At 74.3% G+C, this 18,823-nt stretch carries 16 protein-coding genes; 1 reads left to right on the top strand and 15 read right to left on the bottom strand.

The window, feature by feature from the left end; translation table 11 throughout:
- Positions 1–14: 14 nt before the first annotated feature.
- The 15 genes from ACFSHS_RS03410 to ACFSHS_RS03340 form a co-directional block, all read right to left on the bottom strand.
- The gene (locus ACFSHS_RS03410; RefSeq protein ID WP_376871721.1) at positions 15–2,234 is read right to left on the bottom strand and encodes a peptidase M16 family protein; all 2,220 of its coding nucleotides are present in this window, start codon (positions 2,232–2,234) and stop codon (positions 15–17) included.
- Positions 2,235–2,300: 66 nt separating this feature from the next.
- Positions 2,301–3,335 carry a methionine synthase gene (locus ACFSHS_RS03405; RefSeq protein ID WP_376871718.1) on the bottom strand — a complete coding sequence of 345 codons (1,035 nt, stop codon included), beginning with the start codon at positions 3,333–3,335 and terminating at the stop codon, positions 2,301–2,303.
- A gap of 47 nt (positions 3,336–3,382) precedes the next feature.
- A complete protein-coding gene (mnmA, locus tag ACFSHS_RS03400) occupies positions 3,383–4,480 on the bottom strand; it encodes a tRNA 2-thiouridine(34) synthase MnmA (protein ID WP_376871714.1) in 1,098 nt (365 codons plus the stop codon).
- Complete coding sequence (locus ACFSHS_RS03395) at positions 4,477–5,682, bottom strand: cysteine desulfurase family protein (RefSeq protein WP_376871712.1); 1,206 nt, start codon at positions 5,680–5,682, stop codon at positions 4,477–4,479. The genes mnmA and ACFSHS_RS03395 overlap by 4 nt, the downstream gene beginning before the upstream one ends.
- Positions 5,679–7,073: an MFS transporter gene (locus ACFSHS_RS03390; protein ID WP_376871710.1), complete on the bottom strand. Its 1,395-nt coding sequence runs from the start codon at positions 7,071–7,073 to the stop codon at positions 5,679–5,681. Before ACFSHS_RS03390 ends, ACFSHS_RS03395 begins: the two co-directional genes overlap by 4 nt.
- A 40-nt stretch (positions 7,074–7,113) precedes the next feature.
- Positions 7,114–7,575 carry a GNAT family N-acetyltransferase gene (locus tag ACFSHS_RS03385; RefSeq protein WP_376871708.1) on the bottom strand — a complete coding sequence of 154 codons (462 nt, stop codon included), beginning with the start codon at positions 7,573–7,575 and terminating at the stop codon, positions 7,114–7,116.
- 67 nt (positions 7,576–7,642) lie between these two features.
- Positions 7,643–8,608 carry an electron transfer flavoprotein subunit alpha/FixB family protein gene (locus ACFSHS_RS03380; protein ID WP_376871705.1) on the bottom strand — a complete coding sequence of 322 codons (966 nt, stop codon included), beginning with the start codon at positions 8,606–8,608 and terminating at the stop codon, positions 7,643–7,645.
- A 33-nt stretch (positions 8,609–8,641) separates the two neighbouring features.
- Positions 8,642–9,421, bottom strand: coding sequence for an electron transfer flavoprotein subunit beta/FixA family protein (locus ACFSHS_RS03375; RefSeq protein WP_376871703.1), 780 nt, complete (start codon positions 9,419–9,421; stop codon positions 8,642–8,644).
- A 126-nt stretch (positions 9,422–9,547) separates the two neighbouring features.
- Entirely contained in the window at positions 9,548–10,660 is a 1,113-nt protein-coding gene (gene cds1 / locus ACFSHS_RS03370; RefSeq protein WP_376871700.1) for an L-cysteine desulfhydrase Cds1, read from the bottom strand.
- Positions 10,657–11,763 carry an ABC transporter ATP-binding protein gene (locus ACFSHS_RS03365; RefSeq protein ID WP_376871697.1) on the bottom strand — a complete coding sequence of 369 codons (1,107 nt, stop codon included), beginning with the start codon at positions 11,761–11,763 and terminating at the stop codon, positions 10,657–10,659. The genes cds1 and ACFSHS_RS03365 overlap by 4 nt, the downstream gene beginning before the upstream one ends.
- The gene (locus tag ACFSHS_RS03360; RefSeq protein WP_376871694.1) at positions 11,760–12,644 is read right to left on the bottom strand and encodes an ABC transporter permease; all 885 of its coding nucleotides are present in this window, start codon (positions 12,642–12,644) and stop codon (positions 11,760–11,762) included. Before ACFSHS_RS03360 ends, ACFSHS_RS03365 begins: the two co-directional genes overlap by 4 nt.
- Positions 12,641–13,489 carry an ABC transporter permease gene (locus ACFSHS_RS03355; protein ID WP_376871691.1) on the bottom strand — a complete coding sequence of 283 codons (849 nt, stop codon included), beginning with the start codon at positions 13,487–13,489 and terminating at the stop codon, positions 12,641–12,643. Before ACFSHS_RS03355 ends, ACFSHS_RS03360 begins: the two co-directional genes overlap by 4 nt.
- 74 nt (positions 13,490–13,563) lie before the next feature.
- Positions 13,564–14,712, bottom strand: coding sequence for an ABC transporter substrate-binding protein (locus ACFSHS_RS03350; protein WP_376871688.1), 1,149 nt, complete (start codon positions 14,710–14,712; stop codon positions 13,564–13,566).
- A 136-nt stretch (positions 14,713–14,848) separates the two neighbouring features.
- Complete coding sequence (locus ACFSHS_RS03345) at positions 14,849–15,628, bottom strand: enoyl-CoA hydratase/isomerase family protein (RefSeq protein WP_376871685.1); 780 nt, start codon at positions 15,626–15,628, stop codon at positions 14,849–14,851.
- 71 nt (positions 15,629–15,699) lie between these two features.
- Positions 15,700–16,482 (bottom strand): ABC transporter ATP-binding protein, encoded by a 783-nt coding sequence (locus ACFSHS_RS03340; protein WP_376871682.1) that lies wholly within the window; start codon positions 16,480–16,482, stop codon positions 15,700–15,702.
- Positions 16,483–16,588: 106 nt separating this feature from the next.
- Here ACFSHS_RS03340 and glgX point away from each other — a divergent pair, with 106 nt between their 5' ends.
- On the top strand, positions 16,589–18,781 hold the full coding sequence (glgX, locus tag ACFSHS_RS03335; protein ID WP_458199638.1) for a glycogen debranching protein GlgX: 2,193 nt from the start codon (positions 16,589–16,591) through the stop codon (positions 18,779–18,781).
- Positions 18,782–18,823 lie beyond the last annotated feature (42 nt).

The following is an 18,823-nucleotide window of genomic DNA, read 5'->3' as shown; positions in this document are numbered from 1 at the left end:
CACCGAACCGGGGTTCACCCGGATGGCGGCGTGCCCGTCCGCGTCTCCTCCACGTCGGTGGCCGGACGGGGCGGTCGCGTGTCGTAGAGGCAGGCGAGTGCGACCAGCCCGGCGAGCAGTCCCAGCCCGCCGCGCCAGCTGACCAGGTCGCCCTCGGCCGCACGGACCAGCAGCCAGGCGAGGACGGCGAAGGCCACCGCCTCGACCGCGTTGAGCGCCCGGTACCACCGGGGACGGCGGCGACTCACGTGAAGCCAGCGGTCCACCCAGCTGCCCTCGCCAGGCGGAGGGGCGTAGTCGCCGCGGACGGTGGCGCGCAGACCCGCGACGAACCCCTGGCCCACCACCTCCTCGGCAGTGGCCACGGCGCGGCCGGCGAGCAGGTCGGGCACCTCCGCCGGCAGGGCCAGGACCGCACCGAATCGCGCCAGGACCTCCGCCGGGGAGCCGTCGGCGGACAGCACGGGGGCCAGTTCCGCCTCCGGGCGTCCCGTGGCCTCGGCGAGCAGGGCGGGGTCCCCGCTCGTCCCGCCCCACACGTGCCGATCGATCTCCCGACCGCCCCGCAGGAGCACGTACTGCAGGTCGGCGTGTCCTTGACGGAGCACCAGGACCGCTGGACGGCCTCCCGCTCCCTCCGCCACCACCCGTGCCTGCGCCTCCGGCGGCAGGTCCTCCTCACCGGCGAGCGCCGTCCACTCACCGTTGGCCACCATCGTCGCCCGGCGACGGGAGACGCCCACCGACTCGCGCACCCGGTGCGCCGGGGCGCGCAGGAGCAGCACGGCACGGTCGACGCGTGCGTCGTCCCCGACGATCCGCAGCTCTTCCGGCACGGCGGCCCGGACCAGTGCGAGCGCCTCGTCGCCGTCGCGCCACTCGGCCGCCGCGACGACGAGGCTGAAACCGTCCTGACCGACCAGGACCTCCTCCTCAGGACCGGTGCGCACCATGCCGGCCAGCTCGCCCCAGTGGACGGTGATCCGCTCCTCCGGACCGCGGATCAGGCTGGCCCCTGCCGCCCCCACCACCAGCCGCGTCTGCCTGGGGTAGCCGATGCGCCGCCGGGGGCGGAACTCCCGGCCGGCCACCACCCCGGCGGACCACTCGGGCAGCCGCTGGAGCCCGGGCGGCACCGGATCGGTCCCCAGCGGCATGGTCAGCACGGCCGCGTCGCGCAGCCGCGTGGCGGTCCCCCGGACCTCCTCGTGGGTCAGGGCGGCAGCGTCGGACCTCAGCTGCGCGGAGCTGGGCACACGTACGCCGGTCACCTGCGCGATCGCGAACGAGCGGGCCTCGTCGACACCGGACCGGGGGTCGGCGAGCGACGCCTCCACGAAGGCCCTCTGGTGCTCCAGCTCAGGACCGGCGGGCCCCTCCTCCGCCAGCCGCTGCACCTCCCGCCACAGCACGCCGGCCACCACGGCCTCCTGGCCGGCGCGCGCGTCGGCGTCCAGGACGACCAGCCGCTCCTCCGGCCCCACGAGCACCCGGTCGGCCAGCACCGCGTAGGAGACGCCCCGCCGGTGCCGCAGCTCCTCCTCGACCCGGTCGCGGAGGATGCCGACGGTGGCGGCAGCGGCATACCCGGCCGGCAGCGCGGCGGCGAGGACGACGTGGTCGCCGGTGAGGTGCGTGGTCCAGGCGGGGGTCCGGACGAGCGGCCTGGGCTGGGGGGCACGCTCCGGGACGACGCCGTCGCGCAGCGGCAGCCTGAGCCCGCGAAGATCGGGACCGGAGAACCACAGGGCGGCGTTCTGCCGGCAGAACCAGGTGCGCGCCCAGTCGCGTACCTCGTCCGGGGGGATCGAGTGCACGGCCGGATCCATCGTCCCGGCGAGGCCGGGACCCCTGGCGCCGTAGAGATCGCCGAGGAGCGCTCCGACGGGAGGCGAGGTCACCTGCCCGGCCTCGGTGCGCACGACGTCGGCCTCGACCGCCAGGAACTCGACCGGCAGGTCGACCAGCGCGGCGCAGACCGCCGTCAGGAATGCGCCGACCTTGTCGGCCGGGCCGGTCGCCGTGAACTCGGTGCTGAGGAGGTCCACCGACGCGTTGGTCTCGATGGCCGTCCGGCCCACAGCACGCATCGCGAGGTGCTCCACCAGGTGGGTGATCCCGCCCCGGAGGAAGGTCTCGTCGCGGCGGCCCACGCCGAACACGAGGCCGGCGGTGAAGGGCGGCGGGCCGTCGGCGCAGAAGACCGGGACACCGTCGATGGAGGTCTGGAGCACCGGAGCAGGCTAGGGGCTCCTCGACCTGGCGCCGTATCGATCCACCCGAAGGTGGCGTGTCGCCGATCAGTCGGGCTGGAGGTACTTCGCCGCCTCGCGGACGTGGGCCATGGCCGAGCGCGCGTAGGACGGGGAGGCCCCCGCCAGCCCGCATGACGGTGTCAGCGTGACCGCCGCTGCGAGCTCGTCGGCCGGGAAGCCCAGCTCCCGCCACCACGCCTGCACGCGGGAGGCCGTCGCCCGAGGCGCGGGCAGGGTCGTGTCCGTGCCGGGGACGACGCCGGGGAACAGGTGCGTGCCCGCCTCGACGGCGGTGCCCACGGCGTCGAGGTCCTGGACGAGCCCCAGGTCGAAGGAGACCGCGGCCGCCCCGGCCGAGCGGAACAGGTCCAGCGGGGCGCGCGGCGCGCAGCAGTGCACCACCACCGGGACGGGGAGCCGGGCCACCACGTCGGCGAGCTCCTGCTCCACGACGCTCCCCTCGACCGACGGGAGCTTCCCGAAGCCGCTGACGGTGGGCAGCGCCCCGTGCAGGACGGCGGGGACCGACGGCTCGTCGAGCTGGACGACCACGCGGGCCCCCGGCACCCGGGCCGCGACGGCGGTGACGTGGGCGGCCAGCCCCTCGGCCAGCGACTGACCCAGGTCGCGGCGGGCGCCGGCATCGACGACGGCACGTTCCCCGCGGGTGCGCTCGAGCCCGGCGGCGAGGGTCCACGGGCCGGCGGCCTGGACCTTCAGGGGGCCGGTCCAGTCCTCGGCGACGTCGTGCAGCGCGTCCAGGTCCCGGGCGAGGAACTCCGCCGCGCGGCGCTGGTCGATGCCGCCGCGGGGCACCAGCCGCCAGCCGGCCGGGGTGAGGTCGACGGCGAGGTCGACCAGCAGGGCGGCGCTGCGCCCGATCAGGTCCGCGCCGGCTCCCCGGGCGGGCAGCTCGGGCAGGTGGGCGAACTCCGGCAGCTCCCCCACCACCAGCCGCGTCGCCTCGGCGGGGTCGGTGCCGGGCAGCGATCCGACGCCCGAGGCGGGGCCCCACGTCGCGGCAGCGGCCGGGCTGTCGTCCGTTCCCGCGGGCTCGCCGGGATCGATCGGGATGGCCACCTCGCGACCGTAGCCCGCCGCCGCGGCGTCGTCCGCCGGCCCCTGGCTCAGCGGGTCAGCGGCTCGTCGGCGCGGGAGGCCGCGCGCACGGCGGCCTGGCCCATGACGCGGTCGCCGCGGACGGCGTCGGGTTCGTAGAGCACGGCCGACTGACCCGGGGCCACGCCGCGCTGCTGTTCGGCGAACTCGATGACCAGCCCGCCGTCCCCGCCGTCACTGATCCGGCAGTGGACCGGGGCCGCGTGCGCCCGCACCTGCACCTGGGCGGCGAGGGGCAGCCGCGGTGCCGCCGCCGTCCAGGTCGGCACCCCCGTGCGCACCGCCGGGATGCCGGCCAGGTCCGCCGTCCCGACCGTGACGGTGCGGGTCACCGGCTCGATGCCGAGGACGTACCGCGGCCGCTGGTCCCCGGCCGCCACCCCCAGCCCCCGGCGCTGGCCCACGGTGAAGCCGTAGGTGCCGTCGTGCTCGCCGACCTGCCGGCCGGTGGCCGCGTCGACCACCGGGCCGGGGAGGCTGCCCAGCCGGCGGGCCAGGAAGCCGCGGGTGTCACCGTCGGGGATGAAGCAGATGTCGTGCGAGTCGGGCTTGGTCGCCACGGCGAAGCCCCGCTCGGCCGCGATGGCGCGGACCCGGTCCTTCGTCATGGAGCCGAGCGGGAACATGGCCCCGGCCAGCTGGTCGGCGGTGAGGACGCCCAGGACGTAGGACTGGTCCTTGCCGGCGTCGACGGACCGGCGGAGCTCGCCGCCGTCGAGCCGTGCGTGGTGGCCGGTCACCACCGCGTCGAACCCGAGACCGAGCGCGCGGTCCAGGACCGCGGAGAACTTGATCTTCTCGTTGCAGCGCAGGCACGGGTTGGGCGTGCGGCCGGCCGCGTACTCCGCGACGAAGTCGTCGACGACGTCCTCGGTGAACCGCTCGGCGAGGTCCCAGACGTAGAACGGGATGCCCAGCTCGTCGGCGACCCGGCGGGCATCGTGGGCGTCCTCGACGCTGCAGCACCCGCGCGCACCGCTGCGCAGCATCTGCCGGTCGGGCGAGAGTGCCAGGTGCACCCCGGTGACGTCGTGGCCGGCGTCCACGGCGAGCGCCGCGGCCACCGCCGAGTCGACGCCCCCGCTCATGGCGGCGAGGACCCTCATCGCCGGCTCATCCCGGCCCGGCGCGCGCGCTCCACCACGGGGGCGATCACGTCGAGCACCGCGTCGACGTCGGCGTCGGTCGAGGTGTGGCCGAGGCTGAACCGCAGCGAGCTCCGGGCGCGGTCGGCGTCGGCACCGGTGGCCAGCAGCACGTGGCTGGGCCGGGCGACGCCGGCGCTGCACGCCGATCCGGTGGAGCACTCGATGCCGCGGGCGTCGAGCAGCATCAGCAGGGCGTCGCCCTCGGCACCGGGGAACGACAGGTGGGCGTTGCCCGGCAGCCTCCCGGGCCCGGACGGCAACCGGTCGTCCAGCGGCGCACCGTTGAGCTGTGCGTCGGGCACCTGGGTCACGACGCCCGCGACCAGCCGGCCGCGGAGCTCGGCGAGCCGCTCGGCGCGCTCGGCGCGGGATCCCGCGGCGGCGACCGTGGCGGTGGCCAGGCCCACGATGGCGGCCACGTCGAGCGTTCCCGAGCGGACGTCGCGCTCCTGACCGCCGCCGTGCAGCAGCGGCGTGCAGTCGGCGTCCCGGCGGAGCAGGAGCGCGCCGGCGCCCATGGGTCCCCCGAGCTTGTGCCCGGTCATGGTCAGCGCGTCCACCCCGCTGGCGCCGAAGTCGACCGGCACCTGGCCGACCGCCTGGACGGCGTCGGTGTGCAGCGGCACACCGACCTCGTGCGCGACCGCGGCCAGCGCCGGGACGTCGTTCACCGTGCCGATCTCGTTGTTCGCCCACATGACGCTGGCGACGGCGACGTCGCTGCCGTCCCCCAGGGCCGTGGCCAGGGCCTGCGGCAGCACCCGGCCGCTGCCCTCGACCGGCAGCCAGGTGATCTCGGCGCCGTCGTGCTTGGCCAGCCACTCGACGCTGTCCAGGACGGCGTGGTGCTCGGCCGGGCTGACCACGATCCGGCGGCGGCGCGAGTCGGCCTGCCGCCGGGCCCAGAACAGGCCCTTGACCGCGAGGTTGTCGCTCTCGGTCCCCCCGCCGGTGAACAGGACCTCGGACGGGCGGGCGCCGAGCGCCTCGGCCAACCGCTCGCGCGCCTGCTCGGCCGCGCGGCGGGCCGCTCGACCGCTGGCGTGCAGCGACGAGGCGTTGCCCACGCGGGCGAGCTGCTCGGTCATCGCGGCCAGCACCTCGGGCAGCATCGGCGTGGTCGCCGCGTGGTCGAGGTAGACCGGTACGGAGGTGGTCATGACGCAGCCAGCGTAGACGCGGCCGCGGGCGCTCCCCCGGCCACCGGGGCCGAGGCCCGGCCGGCCACGCGGACGCCCACCAGCGCCACCGCCGTGAAGACGGCGGCCGAGGCGATCACCGCGGTGGGCAGCGGCAGCAGTCCCGTGGTGGCCGCCGCGACCAGGACGCCGGCCAACCCGACGCACAGCGCGGACGCCGTGACGTCGGCGATCTGGAGCGCCGCGGAGTCCGCCCCGCGCCGGTGCTCCGGCGACTGGTCCAGCAGGAGGACCCCGACGCTGGGCATCCCGAGCCCCATGCCCAGGCCCGCGACGGCCCAGAACGGGTACGCCGGCCATCCTCCGAGTGCGGGCAGGGCGGCCAGCGCCGATCCGGCCAGCCCGACGGCGACGAGTGCGAACCCGGCACGGAGCAGGCGCTCGCGCGGCGCCCGGGGGAACCGGCCCTGCAGGTTGGAGGCCGCGGCCCAGCCGATCGCCCCCGCGGTCAGCGGGATGCCGGCCGCCGTCGCCGAGTAGCCGTGCACGGACGTGAGGGTGAGCGGGATGAGCGCGTCCATCCCGAAGAAGGCGCCGGCCAGCAGACCCCGCGAGGCGACCACCGCGGGCAGGCCCCGCCGGACACGGGCGGTCCCCCGCGGCAGCAGCGGACGCAGCCCCACGACGAGCGCGGCGCCGCCGGCGACGCCGAGGGCGAGCCCCAGCGCGTCGAGCCGCTGGCCGGCGTACTGCAGCGCCGCGATGCCGAGCCCGGTGAGGACCGCCCACCAGCGGCGGGCCGGCGCCGCGGCCGCGGGGCTCGGCGGAGCGGCGACCGACCGGCCCGCCGGCACGACCAGCAGCGCGCCGACGACGATGAGCGGCAGCAGGCCGAGGAACACCAGCCGCCAGCTGGCGTGGGTGGTGACCAGGCCGGACACCACGGGGCCGACCAGGGCCGGGATCACCCAGGCGGTCGAGAAGGCACCGAACAGCCGGGGACGCAGCGCCGGCTCGTAGGCCTGCCCCGCGATGACGTACAGCAGGACGATCATCACGCCCGCGCCCAGCCCCTGGACGGCGCGACCGGCCACGAACACCGCCATGGACCCGGCCAGCCCCGCGGTCAGCAACCCGGCTGCGAACACCGCCACGCTCCAGGGCAGTGCCACCCGCGCCCCCCGGCGGTCACCGGCGTCCCCGCCGGCGACCATGCCGACCACCGAGGCCACCAGGAAGGCGCTGAACGGCCAGCCGTACCAGGCCAGCCCGTCGAGCTCGGCCACCGCGGTGGGCATCGCCGTCCCCACCGCCATCGCCTCGAAGGCGATGAACGTGATGAGCATCAGGAGGCCGACGGTCGTGCGCCGGTGCGTCCGGTCGAACACCCCGGCCGGGCTGGTCGTCGTCACCTCTCCGCCAACCTCTCGCCCCGGCGCGTGCTTCCCGGGATCATCCGGAGATGCCGGACCAGCGGTAGGTGCAGTCGGGCTCGCGCTCCTCGTTGTCGCGACCGTCGGACTCGGCGACCAGGACGAACCCGGCCGCCTCGTAGAAGCGCCGGGCTCGGGTGTTGCGGGCGAAGACGTACAGCGACAGGCCGGTGGGGCGGTCGGCCTTCACCGCGTCGAGCAACGCCTGCCCGACCCCGGTGCCGATGGACTCGGGTGCGACGTAGAGCTGCTCGAGCCACTCGCCCTCCACGGCGGCGAACCCCACGGGGCGCCCGTCCCGTTCGGCGACGAGCACCTGCTGGTGGGCGAGGACGACGCCCCGCATCCACCCCCGCGTCTCGGCTTCGTCGTGCAGGACCGCCAGCCACGGCATGGCCGCGGCGCGCGACCGGGTGTGGATCGCGGCCAGCACGTCGGCGTCCTCACGACGCCGGGCCCGCAGCTCCACTGCCTCGGTCACGGCACCTCCTCCGGACGCGCGTCGGGCGCCGGTCCCGAGGACCGGCGCCCGACACCTGCCGCCTCGTTCAGCCCTTGCGGGCGGTGATCAGCTCGGTGGCCTGCGGGACGATCGTGTTCAGGTCGCCGACGACGCCGAAGTCGGCCAGCTCGAAGATCGGGGCCTCGGGGTCCTTGTTGATGGCCACGATGGTCTTCGAGGTCTGCATGCCGGCCCGGTGCTGGATGGCACCGGAGATGCCGACGGCGACGTAGAGCTGCGGGGAGACGGTCTTGCCGGTCTGGCCCACCTGGAAGGTGTGGGGGTAGAACCCGGAGTCGACGGCTGCGCGGGAGGCGCCGACGGCCCCGCCGAGGGCGTCGGCCAGCTCCTCGATGATCTTGAAGTTCTCGGCGCTGGCGACGCCGCGGCCGCCGGAGACGACGATCGAGGCCTCGGTCAGCTCGGGGCGGCTGCTCTTCTGCTCGACGACGCGGTCGACGACGCGGGCCTGCTTGGCCTGCTCCGACACCGAGACCGCCACCGACTCCTCGGTGCCGGCGGCCGGTGCCGGCTCAGGGGTGACGGAGTTGCCCCGCAGCGTGTAGATCGGCGTGCCGGTCGCCACCTTCGAGTGCACGATCGTCTGCCCGGCGAAGGCCACCTGCATGGCGGTGCCGTCGGCGGCGATCTCCGTGACGTCGGTCAGGAAGCCGCTGCCGGTCTTGATGGCCAGCCGGGCGGCGATCTCCTTGCCCTCCGGGGAGGACGGGATGACGACGGCCGCCGGGGACTTGTCGGCCACGAGCTGGGCGAGCACCTCGGCCTTGGGGGCGACGAGGTACTCGTCGACCTCCGGCGCCTCGGCGACGTAGACCTTCGCCGCGCCGTACTCGGCGAGCGCGTCCTTGACGCCGCCGGCCGTGCCGGGGGCGGCGATGACGACGGCGGAGGGCTCACCGAGCGCACGCGCCGCGGTCAGGGCCTCCAGGGTGGTCTTGCGGACGCCGCCACCGGCCGGGTCGAGCTCGGCCAGGACCAGGACCTCTGCCATGGGTTTCTCCTTCTCCTTGGATCCGGGCCGGACTCAGACGATCTTCTGGCTGGCGAGGAAGTCGACGAACTTCTGCGCGCCGTCACCCTCGTCGGGAACCTTCACGCCTTCGCCCTTCGGCGGGCGGCCGGCGAAGTCGAGCACCTGCGTGGTGGCGTTGGCCAGACCGACGGCCGAGGCGTCCAGGCCGAGGTCGGCGAGGCTCTTGGTCTCCACCGGCTTCTTCTTCGCGGCCATGATGCCCTTGAACGAGGGGTAGCGCGGCTCGTTGATGGTGTCCCAGGTGGACACGATGGCCGGCAGCGGCGCCTCGACGGCCCAGTAGCCGCCGTCGGTCTGCCGCTCGATCCTCGCCGTACCGCCCTCGACGGTGAGCTTGCGGGCGCCCGACAGCTGCGGGATGCCCAGGCGCTCCGACAGCAGGGCCGGCATCACGCTCATCTGGCTGTCGGTGGCCTCCGCGCCGCAGAGGATCAGGTCGTACTCCAGCTGCTGGAGCGCCGCGGCGAGGACGGCGCTGATCTGCACCGCGTCCGAGCCGTGGATGGCCTCGTCGGAGACGTGGACGGCCTTGTCGGCGCCCATGGACAAGGCCTTGCGGATGGCGTCGGTGGCGCTGTCGGGCCCGACGGTGAGGACGGTGACCTCGCCGCCCTGCGCCTCCTTGACGGTGAGCGCCTCCTCGATGGCGTACTCGTCCATCTCGTTGATGACGTTGTCGGCCGAGGCGCGGGCGACGGTGTTGTCCGCCGGGTCCAGCTTGCGCTCGGTGCCGGAGTCCGGGACCTGCTTGACAAGAACGACGATGTTCACCGCTGACCTTCCTCAGGACGCGTTCAGGACGCGGGCACCGTGGCCCGCCTGGCTCCGATCATGGAGGCTACTGGCTGGTAGAGCGGCGGCGGGACGAGGGCTACGTGACCCCCGTCACCCACCGAATCAGGTGGGGTCCGGCCACTCCCCCGTCGCGGCGAACAGGGCGAGCGTGGCGGCGTGCGGGGCGAGGTCGAGCCGCTGCGCGGCCAGCCATTCGTCGGAGTAGTAGGTGTGCGCGTAGCGCTCGCCGCCGTCGCACAGCAGCGTGACGACGCTGCCCGTCCGCCCGGCCGCCACCATCTCGGCCACCAGCTGGAACGCCCCCCACAGGTTGGTGCCCGTCGATCCCCCCGCCCGCCGTCCGGTCGCCCGTTCCAGTTCCCTCATCGCGGCCAGCGAGGCGGCGTCGGGGACGCAGATCATCCGGTCGACGATCGTCGGCACGAACGAGGGCTCCACCCGGGGCCGGCCGATGCCCTCGATCCGCGAGGAGCGCCCGGTGGCCGTCGAGGGGTCGCGGTCGCACCAGCCGGGGAAGAACGAGGAGCCCTCCGGGTCGACGACGGCCAGCCGGGTGGGCAGCCGCCGGTACCGGAGGTAACGGCCGATCGTGGCGCTGGTGCCGCCGGTCCCCGCCCCGACCACGACCCACTCCGGCAGCGGGTGCCGCTCCAGCGCGAGCTGGCTGAAGGTCGACTCGGCGATGTTGTTGTTGCCCCGCCAGTCGGTGGCCCGCTCGGCGTTGCTGAACTGGTCGAGGTAGTGGCCGCCGCACTCGGCCGCGAGCCGCCGCGCCTCGTCGTAGATGTCCGGGGCCCGGTCGACGAAGTGGCAGCGGCCGCCGTGGAACTCGATGAGCGCCACCTTCTCGGGGCTCGTGGACGCGGGCATGACGGCGACGAACGGCAGGCCCAGCATCCGGGCGAAGTACGCCTCGCTGACCGCCGTCGACCCGCTCGAGGCCTCGACCACCGTGCTGCCCTCGGTGATCTGGCCGGAGCACAGCCCGTAGAGGAACAGCGAGCGCGCCAGCCGGTGCTTGAGGCTGCCGGTGGGATGGGTGGACTCGTCCTTGAGGTAGAGCTCGACGCCCCACTCGGGCGGCAGCGGGTAGACGAGCAGGTGCGTGTCGGCGCTGCGCCGGGCATCGGCCTCGACCGCGGCCACCGCGCGGTCGACCCAGGCCCGGCCCGCGGGATCGGAGCGGTCGACGTCGGTGGGCTCGGCTGGGGTCACCGCCCGCCGTCCTCCGATCCGGCCGGGACCACCAGGACCGGGCGGTCGGCCGGCGTCACGCTCACCGGCGTTCCCGGGACGAGGTCGCCGCTGGTCGCGCTGGCGACGTCGACCCGCACCTCCACGCCGTCGGGCAGGGCCACCAGCACCCGGGTGGAGGCGCCGGAGAACGTGCGGGTCACGACCCGGCCGGGGCCGGTGGGGTCGGCCGTCACCACGAGGGCCTCGGGCCGCACGAGGGCCACCACCCGTCCCGACGGCGCTGCGCCCCCGGCGAGCGGACGGCGCACCCCCAGCAGCTCGACGTCGCCGCCGGCCGGCTGGGCCGGCACGCGGTTCATCGTGCCGACGAACTCCGCGACGAACGCCGTCACCGGCCGCTCGTAGAGCTCGTCCGGGGTCGCCACCTGTTCCAGCCGCCCGCTGCGCAGCACGCCGACCCGGTCCGCGACCGACAGCGCCTCGGCCTGGTCGTGGGTGACGAAGACGGTGGTGATGCCCAGCTCGAGCTGGATCCGGCGGATCTCCTCGCGCAGCTGCACCCGGACCTGGGCGTCCAGCGCCGACAGCGGCTCGTCCAGCAGCAGCACCTGCGGCGCCACCGCGAGGGCCCGGGCCAGCGCCACCCGCTGCTGCTGACCGCCGGAGAGCTGGTGCGGATAGCGGGCGCCGCGGTCGGCGAGGCCGACCAGCTCCAGGAGCTCGGCGGCCCGGGCGGTCTGCTCCGACCGCGGCCGCCGGCGCACGCGCAGGCCGAAGGCCACGTTCTCGGCCACCGTGAGGTTCGGGAAGAGGCTGTAGGCCTGGAAGACCATGCCCATGTCCCGCTTGCTGGCCGGCACGTCGGTGATGTCGCGGCCGTCGAGCAGCACCCGCCCGGCGTCGGGCCGCTCGAACCCGGCGATCGCACGCAGGGCCGTCGTCTTGCCGCAGCCCGACGGGCCCAGCAGCGCGAGGAACTCGCCGCCGGCGATGTCGAGGTCCAGCCCGTCGAGCGCCAGCACCGAGCCGTAGCGGCGGGTCAGCCCCTCCAGCCGGATGGGGACGCCGGGCCGCTCCCGGAGGTCGGCCGGCCCGGCGGCCCGGGCGGACACGGCGGTCATGAGGCCTCCTTCGTGCCGCGCCGGCGGTCCAGCGCGGAGATCATCAGCAACAGCACCCAGGTGATCAGGAGCGACAGCACCGAGACGGCGACCGACAGCTGGGGCTGCGAGCCGGAGATCCGCAGGATCCACATGGGGAAGGTCTCGTAGCCCAGGATGTTCGCGATCGTGAACTCCCCCAGGACCAGGGCGAGGGTCAGGAACGCGGCGTTGAGCACCGACGTCCGCAGCACCGGCAGGACGACGGACAGGAGCACCCGGGGCCACGAGGCGCCGAGGTTGCGGGCCGCCTCCGTGAGCGTCCGGAGGTCGGCACCGCGCACACCGGCGTCCAGTGCCCGGTAGACGAACGGCAGCGCGAGGACGACGTAGACGAACACCAGGATCCACGGCAGCGACGGCTCCTGGATCGCGAAGAACGCCTCGGCCAACGGGGTGTCCAGGAAGTAGTCGGGCGCCCAGGCCAGCACGCTGCGCACCCCCACCACGAGCGCGATCGGGGGCAGCACCAGCGGCATGAGGGTGAGCAGCTCGACCGTCATCCGCAGGCGGGGCAGCCGGAGGTTCACCAGCACCACGGTCGGCAGCATGAGCAGCAGGGCGAGGACGACGGTCAGGCCGGCCAGAGCCAGGGAACGGGTGAACGCCTCCGCGAAGCCCTCCGCACCGGGGATGCCCGTGTAGTGCCGCGCGGTGAGCCCGCCCTGCCCCCGGTCGCGCACGGTGAACCACACCGAGGCTGCGATCGGCACCAGGAAGTACAGGCCCAGCACGGCGAGGACGGCGTACCGCCAGCCGCCCGCACCGCGGCGTCCCGGAGGGACGGGGGTCTCCGTGGCGACCCCGCCGGCACCGGCGACCCCCGCGGTCAGCGTGGTCACGACAGCCACCGCTGGGTGCGCCGCTGCACCCAGGCGTAGAAGGCCATCACCAGGCCCACGACGACGACCATGCCGAGGGCCAGGGCCTTGCCCAGATTCTCGGCACCGACGACGACGTTGCTCGAGAGGGCGTCCGCGATCTGCAGGGTGACCAGTGGGACGCTGCTGCCGACGAGAGCTTTGGCCGTGGCGTACGCGGCGAACGCGGAGGCGAAGAGCAGCATCGTCGCCCCGATCACCGGCGGTGCGAGCACCGGACCGCCGACGTGCCGCCAGTACTGCCACCCGCTGGCCCCGAGGTTGTCGGCGGCCTCGCGCCACTGCGGCCGCAGTGCCTCCAGCGCCGGGACGATGGTCAGCACCATCAGCGGGATCAGGAAGTACAGGTACACCAGGGCGAGGCCGGTCATGGAGTACAACGAGAAGCCACCGAGACCGAGACCGAGGGTGTCGGTGAGCAGCGCGGTGACCACCCCGGCGTTGCCGATCGTCGCGAGGAACGCGAACGCCAGCGGGATGCCGCCGAAGTTCGCCAGCACGCCGGAGGCGGTGAGCACCAGCCGGCGCAGCAGCCGACCCCGCTTCGCCCGCAGCACGGCCACCGCGAGCGCCAGACCCAGCACCGCGCCGAGAACCGCCGTGATCAGCGACAGCTGCAGGCTGCCGAGGTAGGCGCGCCGATAGGGCCCTCCGGTGATCTCCTGGATGGAGGCCGTGCTCCACGACTCCTGGAAGGTGACCGGGTCGGTGGCCCGGAACGCCTCGACGGCCAGGACGCCGATCGGCAGCAGCAGGAAGACCGCCACGTAGAGGAGGAACGGCAGGGCGCCGAGGACGGAGAGCACGCGGCCGCGCCGGCCCCTCCTGCGAGGGACCGGCGCGACCGAGGACCGCGAGGTGCGGCCCGGCACGGTGGTACTCAGCCGGACATCTCCGCGTTCCAGCGGTCCGTCACGACCTGCTTCGCGGCGCTCTCCTGCTCCTCGGTCGGGAACTCGGCCGTGCCCTCGACCGGCGGCAGCGCGCCCAGCGCCGCGGTGTCGGCGGTCCCCGCCTCCTCCATGGACGGCAGCCGGACCGGGCGCGCTCCTCCCTTCAGCCAGATGTTCTGCCCCTCGTCGCTGTAGAGGAACTCCTGCCAGAGGCGGGCGGCGGCCGGGTGCGGCGCGAACTTGCTGATCGCCTGGCAGTAGTAGCCGCCGATCAGTCCGTCGCTGGGGACGTGCACCTCCCACGTGGAGCCGGCGGCCTCCATCTCGTCGGTCTGGGCGGCGTTGACGTAGTCCCAGTCGAGCGAGATCGGGGTCTCGCCGCTGAGCACCGTCGCCGGGGTCGACTCGACGGGGTTGAAGTTGCCGCTCTCCTTCAGGTCGACGAAGAAGTCGATGCCGGGACCGATGTCGTCGAGGCTGCCCCCGTTGGCCAGGGCGGCTGCCCAGACACCGGCGAACGCGGCCTGCGCCTGCGTCGGGTTGCCGTTGAGCGCGACCTGGCCCTTGTACCGCGGGTCGGCCAGCTGCACCATGGTCGTCGGGCACTCACCGACGATCGTGGCGTTGCAGCCGATGGACAGGTAGCCGCCGTAGTCGTTGTACCAGTGGCCCTCGGGGTCCTTCTGGTCATCGGGGATCTCGTCCCAGGTCTGGACCTTGTAGGGCGCCAGCAGGTCCTGCGCCTGCGCCTGGCGGGCGAAGGAGAGCCCCAGGTCGAGGACGTCCGGGGCCCGGTCCTGGCCGCGCTGGCTCGTCACGGCATTGAGCTCGTCCTGGCTGGAGCCGTCCGGGCTGGCGCTGTTGATCTCGATGCCGTACTTCTCGCTGAAGGTCTCGAGCATCTCCCCGTAGTTCGCCCAGTCCGGCGGCAGGGCGATGACGTTGAGCTCGCCCTCTGCCTGGGCGGCCTCGACGAGCGCCTCCATCCCGCCGAAGTCCTCGACCGACGTGGCGGTGGCGGCGTCGGTGCCGCCCCCGCTCCCCCCGCCCGAGCCGCCGTCGTCCGAACCGCACGCGGTGAGGGTGAGTCCGGCCGTCACGACCGCGACCGCGGTCCGCAGGGTGCTCCGTCGCACGTGTCCTCCCGAGGTGGCGCCGGGCCTGGTCAGCGCCCCGCTGACGCTGACCGGCCGGCCCCGCGATTGTGGCGGACCCGACCCGGTGAAGGGTGGTCAGCGCACACGAACGTGTGGTGACCGTTACCCGAACGCCTCAGCGGCCGCTGAACTGCGCCTTGCCCGGCCCGTTCTCGAGGAACGAGCGCATGCCAGTCTTCTGGTCCTCGGTGTCGAACAGCTCCGCGAACAACCGGCTCTCGAGGGCCAGTCCCTCGCCGAGGGTCATGTCGAGACCGTGGTCGATCGCCCGCTTGGCCGCGGCCAGCGCCAGGGGCGGGCCCGCGGCGAACTTCCTCGCCATGGCGACGGCGGTCGGGTACACCTCGTCGTCGGGGACCACGGCGTCGGCCAGGCCGAGTTCGAGCGCCTCCTCCGCGCCGACGTGCCGGCCGGTGAACACGAGGTCCTTGGCCTTGGCCGGGCCCACCAGCCGGGCCAGCCGCTGGGTGCCGCCCGCGCCGGGGATGACGCCGAGCTGGATCTCCGGCTGGCCGATCCTGGCGCCGGCGCCCATCACCCGGAAGTCCGCGCAGAGCGCCAGCTCGTACCCGCCGCCCAGGGCGTAGCCGGTGACCGCCGCGATGACCGGCTTCGGGATCTCCGCCACCCGCGTGAAGGAGGTGGTGAGCTCGTAGCCCCACTCCGCCATCGCCTCGCCGTCCAGGACCGACATCGCCTTGATGTCGGCCCCCGCGGCGAACACCCGCTCACCGCCGTACAGGACGACCGCGCGCACGTCGGCGCGCCCGGCCGCCTCGAGCGCGGCGGCGCGCACCTCCATGTGCAGCTGCTCGTCGATCGCGTTCATCTTCGGCCGGTCGAGGCGGATCGTGCCGACCCCGTCCTCGACCTGCAGGGTCACGAACTCAGGCATGGCCGCACCCTAAGGCCCCGTCCAGAGGCTCGCCGCGAGCCTGCGAGCGGTGAGGGGGACGGGGTCCTTCCTCAGGCCGCCCGGCGGGCGGTGAAGCGGCCGTCGGAGCGGGTCAGCGACAGGGAGAGGCCGAACGTGTCCGACAGGTTCGCCGCGGTCAGGACGTCGTCGGCGGCCCCCACCGCGACGACCTCGCCCTCGCGCAGCAGCAGCGCGTGGTTGTACCCGGGCGGGATCTCCTCCACGTGGTGGGTGACCAGCACCTGGGCCGGCGCGTAGTGGTATCTCGCCAGGTCCGACAGCCGGGCGACGAGGTCCTCCCGGCCACCGAGGTCGAGCCCCGCCCCCGGTTCGTCGAGCAGCAGCAGCTCCGGGTCGGGCATCAGCGCGCGGGCGATCTGCGTGCGCTTGCGCTCCCCCTCGCTGAGCGTGCCGAAGGGCCGGTGCGCGTACTGCGCGATCCCCCACTGCTGCATGAGCATCCCGGCGCGGGTGAGGTCGTGGACGTCGTAGCGTTCGCGCCACCGGCCCACCACGGCGTAGCCGGCCGAGACGACGATGTCGCCGGTCTTCTCCGACGGGGCGATGCGCTGCGCCAGGGCGGCGCTGGTCAGCCCGATGCGGGGGCGCAGCTCGAACACGTCCACCGCGCCGAGGGTCTCCCCCAGCAGCCGGACCTCCCCGCGCGTCGGGTGCAACTGCGCCGCGGCGAGCTGCAGCAGCGTGGTCTTGCCGGCCCCGTTCGGGCCGAGGACCACCCACCGGTGGTCGGCCTCGACGGTCCAGTCGACGCCGCGGAGGAGGTAGCTCTCCCCCCGCACGACGTCGACCCCGGTCATCCCGACGACCGCCATGTCATCGGAGGCAGAGGCGGCGGCTGAACTCGACACTCCCCCATCCAACCAACCCGGCACGGCTCACCTCCGCACCGACGCCCCCCGGACTTGGCACGATCGGTGCGTGACCGATCGCGGCAGGACCGAACGCGCTGTGCCCCGACGCCGGTGGACCGACCGCATCGTGCCGGGTCCGGCCCCGGAGGTCCTCCCCGGCAGCCACGCGCCGCTGGGCGCGCACTGGGACGGCACCGGGACCAACTTCGCCCTCTGGTCGTCGGGCGCGCACGCGGTCGACCTCTGCCTGTTCGACGCCGACGGCACCGAGCACCGGCACCGGCTGGAGGAGACGACGCACCAGGTGTGGCACGGCCGGCTGATCGGCGTCGGCCCCGGTCAGCGGTACGGCTACCGCGTGCACGGCGCGTACGAGCCGCTCGCGGGGCAGCGGTACAACCCGGCCAAGCTGCTGCTGGACCCCTACACCCGGGCCGTCGACGGTGACCTGCGGCTGCACCCCTCGCTGTTCGGGTACGTCGGCGACGCCGTCGACGGGGGCGCGCACGACCGGCAGGACTCGGCGCCGTACGTGCCCCGCGGTGTGGTGGTGCACGACCCCTTCCCGTGGGACGGCGACCGGCCGCCGCGGACCTCGTGGTCGGACACGGTCATCTACGAGGTGCACGTCAAGGGCGCGACGGCGGCCCATCCCGACGTGCCGCCGGCCCTGCGTGGCACGTACGCGGGTCTGGCGCACCCCGCCTTCGTCGAGCACCTGCTGGCGCTGGGGGTGACCGCCGTCGAGCTGCTGCCGGTGCACCACTTCGTCAGCGAGCCGCACCTGCTGCGGCGCGGGCTGACCAACTACTGGGGCTACAACACCCTCGCCTACTTCGCCCCGCACGCCGCCTACAGCTCCGCGGGCAGCGGCGGGGGCCAGGTCACCGAGTTCAAGACGATGGTCAAGCAGCTGCACGCGGCCGGCATCGAGGTGATCCTCGACGTCGTCTACAACCACACCGCCGAGGGCGACCACACCGGCCCGACGCTGTCGCTGAAGGGCATCGACAACCCCGGCTACTACCGGCTGGACGGCGGCAACCGGGCCCGGTACACCGACTACACCGGCTGCGGGAACACCCTCGACGTGCGCCGCCCCGCCGTGCTGGCCCTGCTCATGGACTCGCTGCGGTACTGGGTCACCGAGATGCACGTCGACGGCTTCCGGTTCGACCTCGCCTCGGCGCTGGCCCGGTCGATGCACGACGTCGACCGGCTGTCGGCGTTCTTCGACGTCGTCCACCAGGACCCGGTGGTCAGCAACGTCAAGCTGATCGCCGAGCCGTGGGACGTCGGCCCGGGCGGCTACCAGGTAGGCAACTTCCCGCCGCCGTGGACGGAGTGGAACGGCCGCTACCGCGACACCGTCCGCGACGTGTGGTCGGGCGCGCACGTCGGCGTCCGCGACCTGGCCTACCGGCTGACCGGGTCCTCGGACCTGTACCGCTCCGACGGCCGGCGTCCCTTCGCCAGCATCAACTTCGTGACCGCCCACGACGGCTTCACCCTCGCCGACCTCGTCACCTACGAGCACAAGCGCAACCAGGCCAACGGCGAGGACAACCGGGACGGCGAGAGCCACAACCGGAACTGGAACTGCGGCGTGGAGGGGCCCACCGACGACCCGGCGATCACCGAGCTGCGGGCCCGGCAGGTGCGCAACCACCTGGCGACGCTGCTCCTGTCCACCGGCGTGCCGATGCTCACCGCCGGTGACGAGCTGGGGCGCACGCAGCAGGGCAACAACAACGCCTACTGCCAGGACAACGAGGTGTCCTGGCTGGACTGGAAGGACGTCGACGACGACCTCTGGGCGTTCGTCACCCGGCTGGTCCGGCTGCGCCGCTCGTCCCCCGTGCTGCGGCAGGAGGCGTTCTTCGAGGGCCACGAGATCCCCGGCACCGGCGGCACCCGGGACCTGGCCTGGTTCGCCCCCGACGGCGGGCAGCTGACCACCCACGACTGGTTCGACACGGGTCTGCAGACGCTCGGCATGTACCTCGACGGCCGCGGCATCCGGCACCGCGACGCGCACGGCCGCCGGTTGATGGACGACAGCTATCTGGTGCAGCTGCACGCCGGCGGGGACCCGGTGACCGTGGACCTGCCCGGCCCGCCCTGGGCCGACGCCTACGAGCTGGTGATCTCCACGGAGTACCAGACCGGGGCGCCGCCCGAGCGGACGGTCGTCGCGCCGGGCCCGATGCAGCTCCCCGGCCGCTGCGTCTGGTTGCTCCGCGTGCTGCGGCGGCCGTGAGCCGCGCGAACGAGGAGGAGGAAGTGCGCTGAGGCCCCCCTC

This window comes from Blastococcus deserti (assembly GCF_042682525.1).
GTDB classification, from domain to species: Bacteria; Actinomycetota; Actinomycetes; order Mycobacteriales; family Geodermatophilaceae; genus Blastococcus_B; species Blastococcus_B deserti.
Note: the sequence above shows the minus strand (reverse complement) of the source record. Positions and strands in the feature narration are given on the sequence as shown.